Here is an 11,449-nt window from a genome sequence, read left to right on the forward strand (position 1 = left end):
CCGCCAGCGACCAAAACCGTGCAACTGTTGCGATCATTTTACCATCTACATAAAAGAAGTCTTATATAAAAAACGGCCTAAATGCTTTCTAAACATTGATTTTAAAAAAACCATGTCCATTTATTTCATTTTCGGAACAGGTTTTGGCATTTATCCTCATTAGATAGGATAAGTATAAAGTACCACTATCAGCAAAACAGGCTTAACCCAAATGCTATGAAAGAGCAAAAAACAGGTAAAATTCTCATTGTAGATGATAATGAGGATTTATTAAAAGCTGCCAAAATCTATTTGAAACGCCACTTTGCGCAAGTGGACACAGAAACCAATCCCGGGATATTGCCCATCTTGATGGCCAATGAGCAATATGATGTGATCATGCTCGATATGAATTTTACCAAAGATGTCAGTAGTGGGCAGGAAGGGTTTTATTGGTTAGATCGAATTTTAGAAATGGATTCCTCTGCCGTGGTGGTATTGATCACTGCATATGGCGATGTGAATACTGCAGTAAAAGCCATCAAAGAAGGAGCAACAGATTTTGTACTTAAGCCCTGGGAAAATGAAAAGTTATTGGCTACCCTGAACGCTGCCTTGCAACTCCGCCAAACCAAATTGGAAGTAAGTGAACTGAAAAACCAACAACAGCAAATCTATCGGGACATCGACAGTAAGTTTAAGGATATTATTGGACAGAGTGATCCTATGGTGAAAGTCTTTGAAACCATAGAAAGAGTGGCAGGAACTGATGCCAATATCCTGATATTGGGAGAAAATGGTACTGGAAAGGAACTGATAGCACGCGCCATTCACCGGAATTCAAAAAGATATCGCGAAGCTTTTGTCAGTGTGGACCTGGGTTCTATTACCCCTACCCTTTTTGAATCAGAGCTATTTGGACATAAAAAAGGTTCATTCACCGATGCCAAAGAAGATAGGGCAGGAAGGTTTGAACAAGCCAATAAAGGCACCTTGTTTTTGGATGAAATAGGCAACCTTCCTATGCCATTACAGGCCAAATTGTTAGCCGCCCTTCAAAATAGAGAGGTCACCCGTGTCGGTGCCAATAAACCAATACCTGTCAATATCAGGTTGATTTCGGCCACCAACATGCCTATTCACAATATGGTCTATGACAATAGCTTTCGGCAGGACTTATTATACAGGATCAATACTATAGAAATCACGCTTCCTCCACTCCGGGACAGGTTGGAGGATATACCACTCCTGGCGGATCATTTCATCTCCATCTATGGCAAAAAATATAACAAAGACATCAGAAAAGCAGGAGAAGCACTGATCAAAAGAATGCAGAAATACCATTGGCCCGGAAATATCAGGGAACTACAGCATAGTATAGAAAGGGCGGTCATCATGACCACACACAGTGTTCTTCAGCCAGAAGATCTCTTTATGAGCAAACAACTTCTTCCGGAGAGAAACGAAGAAATGGTATCCTTAGACCATTTGAATATTGAAGATGTAGAAAAGATACTGATCAGAAAAGCACTTCAGAAACACAATGGACACATTACAAGGGCAGCTGATGAGCTGGGACTTACCCGATCATCACTTTACAGGAGATTAGAAAGATATGGGCTTTAAATCTTTCGCAATAGGAATTACAGTTAGGGTACTGATGATGGTAATCATAGCGTACCTGAGTATTTATTTTTACTTTAAAGGCGATTCCCTGATTCAGGTAACAATTTTTTCATTTGTGATGATTTTCTTAATCATCAACCTGATCACATATGCTACCACCACTAATAGAAAGATTACCCGATTTTTGGAATCCATCAGGTATTCTGATTTCTCATCCTCATTTACCAAGGACAGTACCTTAGGAAAATCTTTCCGTGAAATGAACATGTCCTTCAATGAAGTGATTGAAGCATTTAAAAAGACCAGGGCTGAAAAGGAGGAGCAGATGCTCTTCCTTCAGATCATGATCCAACATATCAATACTGGTATCCTTTCTTTTGACAGCAAAGGAAAAATTGGTGTCATCAATGGAGCTGCCAAGCAATTGCTCCAGATTCCTCAGTTCAAAGATATCCATGACCTGGGTAAATTATCAGTTGACCTTTTACAGAATGTGCTTCAGCTAAAACCGGGAGGATCATTTTCTATCAAGATCAATTCTGAGCTCCATCTCAACGTGCAATCAGCTGCATTTAAAATGGAAGGACAAAGCTGGACCCTTTTATCTTTCCAAAACATCAAATCAGAATTACAAAAAAACGAACTGGAAGCCTGGCAGAACCTGACCAAGGTGCTGAGGCATGAGATCATGAATTCTATGACACCCATTGCAAGTTTGGCAAGCTCCTTGGGAGTCATTCTGGAAGAAGATGTGAAGGAAAGTGATGAGGGTGAGCTATCTCTTGACAAAGAAAGCTTTTTGGACCTTTCTGAAGGCTTGGAAACCATCTCCAAAAGAAGCAATGGTCTGGTCGATTTCGTCAATGCCTATAGGGATTATACCAATATTCCACAACCTAACTTAAAAGTATTTCCTGTCAAACCCTTATTTGAAAATATCCGGGTTCTTTTAAAAGAGGAGCTAGCAAAATCCCAAATCCAACTTGTCTGTGACCTTGCTCCTTTGGACTTTGAAGTCATTGGCGACCAGGATTTGATCCAGATGATTTTGATCAATTTGGTGAAAAACGGAAAAGAAGCCATGGAAAAATCCTCTGACAGACGAATTATTTTAAAAGCTGGCTTGGATGTTCATTCTCATCCCTTTATCCAGGTAATTGACCACGGTGAAGGCATTGTTCCTGAGGCCCTGGAAAGGATATTTGTACCCTTTTACACCACCAAAAAATCAGGTTCGGGAATCGGACTGGCAATTTCGAGACAGATCATGAATCTGCATAAAGGAAGTTTGGAGGTGAATTCAGAACCAGGAAAAAAGACAGTATTTACTTTGCTTTTTAAATGAAATTTTAAAATTCTTTGCCTACTTTTTCAAGACCATCAAAACTGTTATACAATGGAATCTGTAATATTCCAAACCGCCAGCACTGAAGCCGATCTTTTGGGCATTCTGGAACTTCAGTCAGAAACCACCTTGAGCAGATTTCTTCATTTGAGGAAGGTTTTGTTACTGTAAAACATGATCTGCAGTTGCTTAAAAAAATGAATGATTTGGCTCCCCATGTCATAGCAAAAGATGGGGAAAAAGTGGTGGCTTATGTTTTGGCTATGACTCCGGCATTAAAAGAAGATATACCTGTCCTAATTCCCATGTTTGAACAATTTAATGTTTTAACATACCAAGAAAAGTCACTTTCCATGTGGAATTATCTGGTAGTTGGGCAGGTTTGTGTCAGTAAAAATTACAGAGGACAGGGAATCTTTGACAAAATATACCAGTACTACAAATCCACTTACAGAAATCTGTTTGATTTTGCAGTCACAGAAATAGCCATCAATAATCCAAGATCTATCCGTGCCCACCAAAAGCTGGGATTTAAAGAAATACATAGGTTTACAGATGAATTACCCATGGATTGGAGCATTGTATTGTGGGATTGGAATTAAGGTCAAATTCCAATCCCGTAATTTTATTGGCAATAGGTATCCCTGTGCCAATGCTTATTTGATCCTTGATGATACAAGGGAAATATCAGCTGTACTCCAGGCAGAAGAAAATCGTTTTTTTACCTCATGTGCCTCCAATGTCTTTCCTGACTTTTCCATTGCCAACATCAATCCATAATATGCCCACCCATTATTCGGATACTCTTCTAAGTCTTTTCTGAAAACTGATTCAGCATTCTGATAATTCCCTGCTTCCAAAAGCACTGCCCCCAAATGATGACGCGTGGACAAAAACCAATCAGGTGGTTCATTATACAACAATTGGTCCTCAAGAGTTGATGCTTCTGTCAATTTAGCAATGGCTTTATCATATCGGTTTTTACTTGCCAAGATTTCCCCTTCAAGGACCAAAGCGGCAATTCTGAGTATAGATTGAAGAGAATTAATACCCCAAATGGTTTTGTCTTTCAGGTAATCTTGGTTGGATAATTTCTTCAATATTTGAAGTTCACTTTCCGCTAAATTTATGTTCTTTTTTCCCAAATAAGCCATTCCTAAAGCATAATGCCTGATTCCTTCTTGATAATCCGTCCCTTTATCCCACAAAGACAATTTTAATATTTCATCCCAAAGACCAAATTTCACACGAACGAAATAAGGAATTGTTGAAAAATGCTGAATAACTTCCAAGCCCTCCTCTTCCATGAGCTCAAGTTCCAAATGGTCGTATAATCGGTCAGCCGCAAAAACGGCCCATTTGCTATTTCCTTCCAAAATGGCTGTTCCGGCCATAAAGTGATAATTGTGCGGAAAATAGGCTAAGGGATATGTTCCTTGCGCTTTACAGGTTTCAATGTAAATGCTATCTACTTTGGCTGCCCGGAGGTTAGATAGGGTTCCTTCATGATAATTTCCTGTTCGGATATAAATATGAGATGGCATATGGACCAAATGACCCGCCATTGGAATAAGTCCTTGGTCAAATTTTCTTGCAGAATTTAGCCCTCGTTCAGGATTTTTTGATCCTTCCACCGCATGAATGTAAAGGTGGTGAGCCCCTGGATGCTCAGGGTGTTTAGCCAATACATCTTCCAAAATCTCCAAAATCAGATTGGTATTTCCTTTGGGATTGCCGGCTTTATCCCAAAGATCCCAAGGTTGAAGATCCATTAATGCTTCTGCATATATTGTCCCTGCGTCAGGGTCATCAGGATATTTTTCCCAAACCTTTCCCATTGCTTGGGCAAAAGCCTCATCCAATTCTGTTCTGTCTTCTCTGGCCTCTCCTGCATACCTCTTATCCATTGCCATAATAAAGGCAGCTTCCTTAGCTGATACATGATTCAGTTTTGACTTGGCTTTTTGAATGGCCGCAAAAGCCAATGCATTATGATCAGGTTCCATTCCGGCATTGTAATTGGGTCCCAAAACATAAGCCTGACCCCAGTAAGCCATTGCAAAATCCGGATCCAAAGTTGCCGCATATTGAAAAGACCGCTCAGCCTCTGCATGGTTGAAACCATAGGCCAACAAAAGCCCTTGGTTGAAATACTTCCTTGCCTCATCATTGCCGGTTGAAACCGGAAAGTCCAAAAGATCCATTCCCTCCATAAAAGGAGCCTTGCCTTCGGAAAAATCCCATTTCATTCCGGCAGGAACAAAACAAAGACTCATGGCCTGCTGGAATGGATCTTTTTCAGAAACATCCTCCTGAATGGGTTTTTGGCAGGAAAATACAATGCACATCAAACCACATGTGAAAATCAGAATCTTTTTGTCCATAGTGTGTGTTAGTCAAATCTTTAATATCACTCAATCCTTTACTTTCTACATGACTGAAATGAAATCTTTCAAAATGTAAATTACACAGACAAAATCAATCATCAATCTCCTCTAATTCTATTAAAGAAGCCTGAGTGTTTGTACAATTTTTGCTGACTACAAAATAACAGTTCATCGGGTCATGTGGCAGACGATTTTCAGTCACATTGTTGAATCCTGCCTGCCTCATCATTCTATTGGCCCTTTCCGTTCCCCACATCGTACCCAATCCCATTCCACCTTGAGCCAAAGAAACAGAGGTACAATGCATAGTGGATATACTGTAAAGCAATCTTCCAAAAGGATGATCAAGGTTATTGTATACTTTTTCAGAAGCATCTATATCCTGCATCAGAAATACTCCATTGTCCTTAAGGCAGTCATAAATGGTCTTCAATACCAAATCCGGTCTTGCCTGATCATGTATGGCATCAAAAGCTGTAATGAGATCAAATTCCACATCAGGTCTAAAAGAAGTCAGATCTGCTTGATGAAAAAACACATTTTGAAGTCCTTTTTCTTCGGTACTTTTTCTGGCTTTTTCTATTGGCTCCTTGCAAAGGTCTATGCCAAGAAATACCGAATTTGGAAATCTTTCTCCTAATTGAATCAGTGCCCTTCCTGAGCCGCAACCAACATCCAAAACCGAAATTCCTTTTTCCAATCTTTGCGTGATACCCGGAATCAAGGTAAGAATATGGTCAAATAAAGCTCCAATAATGGTCTGCCCACTATCTTCTGCCATGACTTCATGAAATCTTACATACTCGGAATAAGGAATACCTCCACCATTTTTGAAGCAATGGATTACTTTTTGTTCCACACCAGCAATCACTGGTATGTACTGGGCAAAAAGGGCAATATTGTCCCCTGGGAATTTCCTGCTCAGAAACATGGCATGTTCCATAGGCAAATGGTAATAGGTAGAACTATCATCTACGAAAACTATTTTACCTACAACCATGGCATTGAGCCATTCCCTTACATAGCGTTCATGTAAGCCGGATTGATCAGCAATCTCTTTGGATGTAGAAGGTTCCATACCAGCCATAACATCAAACAATCCCGTCTGATGACCAATCGAAATCATGATGCTCATGGCTCCCTGATTGATCATTTCAACAAGGGATCCGGCAAAACCCTCAGCTTTCACCGGATCAATTTCACAGGCCATGCACATTATTTGGTCAGTTTGATGGTCATTTGAACTTTATAAACCCCTGAGTTTTCGCCGACATAGGTCATTTCCCAGGACCAATCCAATTCCAGTTCATTTGCCGAAATGTTCTTCACATTGTAGAAATATCCATTTTCGCGCAGATCCAGAGAGTTCAAATGGAGAACGGTCCTTCCATTCTGCAATTTCCAAATACCGCTCACCCTTTCTCCATTTACCAAGGCTGAAAACATTTCCTGCGGAGCAATCATGATTTGAGGTTCGTACAAATCAATCGGACCTAAAAAGTTATAAATGAGGTAATCCTCAGCAGCAGCAACAGCGGAAGTTGAATTGCTTCTCAAAACCTCCACTCCAAATTCTTCCAGTGATTTTTCTTCACCATCTACCTTGAGCGATAGAAAGTTTCCCTCAGTAGCCTTCCATTCACCAATAATAGGATTCACTTCGGGAAGATTTTCCTCAGAATCACATACCCCCAAACATATACAGAGCATTAAAAAACACAGTGGTTTAACAATTAAATTTTTCATGATACTAATAATTAGTTGGTTTAAAATGGTCAATACCGAAAATCTCATCGGTTCTTCTTTCCGGGATGATGGGTAATAAAAAATGAAAGTTGCATGGGCTGGAAAAAATCACATGAAAATGTGATACATGACATCCTCGAATACCATTCGGAACTAGGCCTAATCCTAAAAGTATCGCTTACGATGACAACTTAGAACCTTATTTCAATGGGTGCATAGTGATCACAGAGAGCAGTAATGTGGCAGGAGGAACTATTGAAGGAACCATGTCAGGAACCCTTTATTATTACTCTAGTACAAAAAGTCTAATGAAACAAGCAGAAACTGCTGATATGAAACATACAGGTAATAAGATCTCTTCGGATGAAGTAAGATTCAAATAACAAATCAAACGAAAAAAGCTGTCCCCATTTGTGAGACAGCTTCAGTTTTTATATTTCGATCTAACTTATCCTTAATTGTGATCTATAGATAAATTACAATTCAATCTGGCTGAATGAATTTTTTTACCATTTTCTCTTTCTGACCTTTTTTCCCAGCAATACTACGGGACAGGCTTTGATAAAGAAATGTCTTACAATTCAAGCCAAAAAAAAGCTCCTTTGATTATTTTAGAAAGTCCAGATAATAAGCCAAGCTTACTTTCTCAAACCTGGAAGCATGCTGCGCTTCCACCCATCCTGATTTGATGGTCTCAAAGACAGTTGGTTCGGTTTGATGAAGTCCATGCAATAATACCTCGATATCATGTTTAACCCTCTCCTCTATTGCCTTGCTCACCAACACGGGACCAAGTGGAATGGTATCAGAAATCCAGAGTATATTGATTTCATCTTTTCTCTTTCCTAGCGCATGTAAATCATTGGCCCCAAAAGCAGCCAGATCGGATTCACCGGAAAGAATGGACTCCAGTGCCTTCATATGATTCCCTGAAAATTGAATACTTTTGAAATGTTCATTCAAAGGAGTAAGATTTTTGAATTCCAGTTGCTTAACAGGAAACATAAAACCGGAAGTTGATTTTTCATCTACAAAGGAAAAACTCAAATTCTTTGAATTCTTCATTACTCCATCCCAATCTGAAATTCCTGATTGCTTGGATGAAGCAATAACAGAACGGTAGCTTGAGGTGGATCCTGAATCATCAATCAAGGCTCCGGCTATGTCAAAATCCTGGGCTTGTTCCATATATCCCAAATAGCCGGATGTACTGATAAATACTATATCCACTTTTTTTTGTAGCATGGCTTGAATCAGTTCATCTACTGAGGGAAAGGAAACCGTAACAACTTGATATTCATCTTCAAGCTTTTCCTGTATCAAACTGGATAATGGCAGCAGGTTGTCCATCCTGTGATATAAACCATAGGTATAGGTACCTAATGTGAGGAATTTCTTTTCATCCTCTGCATAGGAAGCCCTTAAAGTCAGGGCAAATGTTGTGGCAAGTATTAATGAGAAAATTTTCATATTGATGTCTTTATGATGCGTGAAAATTTTATGGATAAAGGAAAAGGGTCTCCGACAACTTATGATCAGATACCCTTATTACAATGCTTTGTCAGACCAAAGTCTTTTCTTCCAATTGTTGTATGATAGCTTCCAAATATTCATGCTCTTCATGATTTTCTGCGGTACTTCCAGGACACCTGTTTTCAAGGTTAGGTAAAATCACAAAATCTTCAATAATGGCATGTTGTTCCAAAAGGTAAAAGAGCTCATTCGACAATAACTTTAATCTTTTAACATCTTCTTCTTTAGGTTGGTCAAGATTGCCTGCCAATAACGTGACTTTTCCAATCAGATATCGCAAACCTTTATGTGGTAATAAATAGGGATTTAACCTTAATTTTTCCATTGTGCTATTTTAAAATGATTGAAAGCCAAAAGATGGACAAACCTCCAAATTGGTTGCAAGCTGTTTCTAAAACCACATATTGATGTGATTCCTGAACACCAGGTCATATCCAAATGCAACTATGGGCGTCCAAATGGCATCATGATGGAAAAAAATGAATCATGAAAAAAGTACTGTTATTTCTTATCGTCATGTGGCTTTTCAACCTTTTTCAAGGAAAAGCCCAATCCCTGTTACCTCCACTGGAGGAAATGCCCATGTCCAAAAATGCTTATGTAATGCTAAAAGATGGGACTCAAATAAGTGGAGAATTGGTCAACACCACTTATGGACGTGGTATCAATAGAGTGGTAATCAGAGACGATTCCGGCAACAAACACGAATTGAAAGCCGGTCAAATCTTTGAACTTGGGATTTTTTCAAATGCTCTGGTAAAAGCCCAATATTTCAACGAAAGTTCAGCTTCTATCAAAGCATTGTTGAAAACTGACAGAAGCGCCGTCAAACTCAATGATTTTGTAGTATTTAGGAATGCCCAATTGCAGGGTGGTAAAGAATTGTTGCTGCAGCACCTCAATCCACATTTTGATGAAAAGATCCAGGTATATCATTCTGTCAATTCCAGAAAAACAACTCCCCTTCGTAAAGGATATATCACTTTAACCGGCGAAAGACAACGTGCTTATCTGGTTTCTAAAAATGGTTCGGCAACCTTCAAGATCAAAAAGGGAAGTTATAAAAAATCCTTTCTCCGGTTATTTGAAGATTGTCCTGAAATGCTGGATATCAGAAAACCAAAATTTAAAGATTTCGGAAAGCATATCCTTTATTACACCGAAAACTGCCATGCTGGTTGAGACAAATTATTTGTAGAAAGATTAATAATGAAATTCCCAAATTCCACATACTATTCTCTGGGCTTGGCCGTTATTCTTGCAACTTCGATTGTTTGGTTAAACTTTAATAGTACGAAAAAGCCCAATGTTTTTCTGGAAGGAAAAGCACTGGGCGTTTTTTATGCCATTTCGTATGAAGGCGATCCTAAATGGGAAAAATCTTTGGATTCCTTAATACATGAAATAGATCTTGCAGTAAATCTTCAGCTACCCTCTTCAGAAATATCAAGATTTAACCGTTTTGGTTTTTTGGAAAATTATTCGCCTCATTTTATCCAAATTATAGAGACTTCCACTTTCTACCACTACCTATCCGGCGGTGTTGTAAGTCACACTATGCTACCATTGATTAACGCTTGGGGAAATGGCTTTTCAAATAAAACTCAAATGACCAAAGCCAAGGTGGATAGTTTAATTTCTTTGTGTGATTTGAGAAATATCGAAATGGGTACCCATGTCATCAAATCCAGTCAAGACGGTATTATGCTGGACTTGAATTATTTGGACAAGGGATACTTGATCGATTTGTTGGCCAATTTTTTATTGAAAAAAGGAATCCAAAACTTCCAGATTGAATTTGGTCTGGATGGATTTACCCACGGCAATTCAAATAAAAAAAGCAACCTCAATTTTTTAATCAAACTGCCTGAGGAGTTTAAAAAAGAATATTTCTTCATGATAAATGATCTTCTTAAAAACACTGCCTATTCAAGTTCCGGAAGTTTGGAAAAATTCTATGTGGACGAATACGGAAATAAGCATTCCCATCTTATAGACCCTAGGACAGGTTATCCCATTACAAACAGTATTTTGACCACACACATCATCTCTCCAAGGTGTATCAAAGCCGATGCCGTAGCTACAATGTGCATGATTCTGGAGCTGGAAGATGCTATCAGCATGATCTCCAATGACCCTGAACTAGAAGGCATCATTATTTATAATAAAAACGGAAAACTTCAGGCCTGGCTCTCTCCAGGGATAAGAAAAATATGAACCCTCAAAAAAAATAATTTATATCACAATGAAAAAATCTCAATACATACTGATTCTAAGCAGAGCATTTATTCTTTTATCTGCAGGTAGCATTTTCCTGGTAAGCATTCTGGCTATGGTTGATCCTCAAAAAGTAATGGACCTGGTTCAGGTAAATCTTCCGAATACGGATGCTTATAGTTCGATCAGAGGAGTTTATGGAGGAGTTGGATTGACTATATTCATAACACTGATATATTTATTGGTGAAAAACCCAATACAAGGATTGTCATTTTTGGTCATTTTTTGGGGGTTCTACGCACTATCCCGGGTAATGACCATTCTCATGGATGGTTATTTAGGCGACTTTGGAATTCAATGGCTAATGATTGAATTTTTATTCTTTTTAATAGGATTAACCATACTTACGGCACACCTCATTACGAGAAAAACGAATGAGCTCCTTTATATCATGACGGATAAATAAAGCTGTAAGTAAAGCTAAAACCAAAACAAAAAGGGGCTGTCCGAAAAGGGCAGCCTTTTTTATGCTGCAATTTTTTGATTTTGAAAATCTAAAGTCATGATTGGGGATTTTTGATTAGATTTTTTCCTTGACACGTATAATACTGGTCGA

12 protein-coding genes are annotated in these 11,449 nt (G+C 38.8%); 7 read left to right on the forward strand and 5 right to left on the reverse strand.

Annotation, left to right across the window (positions count from 1 at the left end; genetic code table 11):
* The first annotated feature begins 216 nt into the window (after positions 1-216).
* The 3 genes from ACFFIP_RS17435 to ACFFIP_RS17445 all read left to right on the forward strand — a co-directional run bounded on the left by ACFFIP_RS17435 (position 217) and on the right by ACFFIP_RS17445 (position 3,552).
* Complete coding sequence (locus ACFFIP_RS17435; protein WP_382389031.1) at positions 217-1,605, forward strand: sigma-54-dependent transcriptional regulator; 1,389 nt, start codon at positions 217-219, stop codon at positions 1,603-1,605.
* Between the two features lie 34 nt (positions 1,606-1,639).
* Complete coding sequence (locus tag ACFFIP_RS17440; protein WP_382389032.1) at positions 1,640-2,950, forward strand: sensor histidine kinase; 1,311 nt, start codon at positions 1,640-1,642, stop codon at positions 2,948-2,950.
* Positions 2,951-3,147: 197 nt separating this feature from the next.
* Positions 3,148-3,552, forward strand: a complete 405-nt coding sequence (locus ACFFIP_RS17445) for a GNAT family N-acetyltransferase (protein ID WP_382389034.1) — start codon at positions 3,148-3,150, stop codon at positions 3,550-3,552.
* 54 nt (positions 3,553-3,606) lie between these two features.
* On the opposite strand, the gene ACFFIP_RS17450 is transcribed toward ACFFIP_RS17445, so the two are convergent.
* From ACFFIP_RS17450 to ACFFIP_RS17460, 3 genes are all read right to left on the reverse strand, one after another.
* Entirely contained in the window at positions 3,607-5,334 is a 1,728-nt protein-coding gene (locus ACFFIP_RS17450) for a tetratricopeptide repeat protein (RefSeq protein WP_382389035.1), read from the reverse strand.
* Between the two features lie 94 nt (positions 5,335-5,428).
* Entirely contained in the window at positions 5,429-6,547 is a 1,119-nt protein-coding gene (locus ACFFIP_RS17455; RefSeq protein ID WP_382389036.1) for a class I SAM-dependent methyltransferase, read from the reverse strand.
* 5 nt (positions 6,548-6,552) lie between these two features.
* Positions 6,553-7,047, reverse strand: coding sequence for a hypothetical protein (locus ACFFIP_RS17460; RefSeq protein WP_382389038.1), 495 nt, complete (start codon positions 7,045-7,047; stop codon positions 6,553-6,555).
* A 254-nt stretch (positions 7,048-7,301) separates the two neighbouring features.
* On the opposite strand from ACFFIP_RS17460, the gene ACFFIP_RS17465 reads away from it, so the two are divergent.
* Positions 7,302-7,466, forward strand: a complete 165-nt coding sequence (locus ACFFIP_RS17465) for a hypothetical protein (RefSeq protein ID WP_382389040.1) — start codon at positions 7,302-7,304, stop codon at positions 7,464-7,466.
* Between the two features lie 223 nt (positions 7,467-7,689).
* Here ACFFIP_RS17465 and ACFFIP_RS17470 read toward each other — a convergent pair whose 3' ends face one another.
* Complete coding sequence (locus tag ACFFIP_RS17470; RefSeq protein ID WP_382389041.1) at positions 7,690-8,553, reverse strand: phosphate/phosphite/phosphonate ABC transporter substrate-binding protein; 864 nt, start codon at positions 8,551-8,553, stop codon at positions 7,690-7,692.
* Between the two features lie 91 nt (positions 8,554-8,644).
* The gene (locus ACFFIP_RS17475) at positions 8,645-8,941 is read right to left on the reverse strand and encodes a hemerythrin domain-containing protein (RefSeq protein WP_382389042.1); all 297 of its coding nucleotides are present in this window, start codon (positions 8,939-8,941) and stop codon (positions 8,645-8,647) included.
* Positions 8,942-9,102: 161 nt separating this feature from the next.
* On the opposite strand from ACFFIP_RS17475, the gene ACFFIP_RS17480 reads away from it, so the two are divergent.
* Genes ACFFIP_RS17480 through ACFFIP_RS17490 form a run of 3 tightly spaced genes read left to right on the forward strand, consistent with a single transcriptional unit; the run spans position 9,103 to position 11,299 of the window.
* Entirely contained in the window at positions 9,103-9,798 is a 696-nt protein-coding gene (locus tag ACFFIP_RS17480; protein ID WP_382389044.1) for a hypothetical protein, read from the forward strand.
* 27 nt (positions 9,799-9,825) lie between these two features.
* Positions 9,826-10,833, forward strand: coding sequence for an FAD:protein FMN transferase (locus ACFFIP_RS17485; RefSeq protein ID WP_382389045.1), 1,008 nt, complete (start codon positions 9,826-9,828; stop codon positions 10,831-10,833).
* Positions 10,834-10,861: 28 nt separating this feature from the next.
* Positions 10,862-11,299, forward strand: coding sequence for a DUF4345 domain-containing protein (locus ACFFIP_RS17490; protein ID WP_382389046.1), 438 nt, complete (start codon positions 10,862-10,864; stop codon positions 11,297-11,299).
* Positions 11,300-11,449 lie beyond the last annotated feature (150 nt).

The sequence above is a fragment of the Fontibacter flavus genome, from assembly GCF_042432905.1.
In the GTDB taxonomy this organism is placed as follows: Bacteria; Bacteroidota; Bacteroidia; order Cytophagales; family Cyclobacteriaceae; genus Fontibacter; species Fontibacter flavus.

Excerpts from the sequence above, each read along its gene's own strand:
- ACFFIP_RS17435 (WP_382389031.1), top strand. The coding sequence starts at position 217 with ATGAAAGAGCAAAAAACAGGTAAAATTCTCATTGTAGATGATAATGAG.
- ACFFIP_RS17440 (WP_382389032.1), top strand. The coding sequence starts at position 1,640 with ATGATGGTAATCATAGCGTACCTGAGTATTTATTTTTACTTTAAAGGC.
- ACFFIP_RS17445 (WP_382389034.1), top strand. The coding sequence starts at position 3,148 with ATGAATGATTTGGCTCCCCATGTCATAGCAAAAGATGGGGAAAAAGTG.
- ACFFIP_RS17450 (WP_382389035.1), bottom strand. The coding sequence starts at position 5,334 with ATGGACAAAAAGATTCTGATTTTCACATGTGGTTTGATGTGCATTGTA.
- ACFFIP_RS17455 (WP_382389036.1), bottom strand. The coding sequence starts at position 6,547 with ATGGCCTGTGAAATTGATCCGGTGAAAGCTGAGGGTTTTGCCGGATCC.
- ACFFIP_RS17460 (WP_382389038.1), bottom strand. The coding sequence starts at position 7,047 with ATGCTCTGTATATGTTTGGGGGTATGTGATTCTGAGGAAAATCTTCCC.
- ACFFIP_RS17470 (WP_382389041.1), bottom strand. The coding sequence starts at position 8,553 with ATGAAAATTTTCTCATTAATACTTGCCACAACATTTGCCCTGACTTTA.
- ACFFIP_RS17475 (WP_382389042.1), bottom strand. The coding sequence starts at position 8,941 with ATGGAAAAATTAAGGTTAAATCCCTATTTATTACCACATAAAGGTTTG.
- ACFFIP_RS17480 (WP_382389044.1), top strand. The coding sequence starts at position 9,103 with ATGAAAAAAGTACTGTTATTTCTTATCGTCATGTGGCTTTTCAACCTT.
- ACFFIP_RS17485 (WP_382389045.1), top strand. The coding sequence starts at position 9,826 with ATGAAATTCCCAAATTCCACATACTATTCTCTGGGCTTGGCCGTTATT.
- ACFFIP_RS17490 (WP_382389046.1), top strand. The coding sequence starts at position 10,862 with ATGAAAAAATCTCAATACATACTGATTCTAAGCAGAGCATTTATTCTT.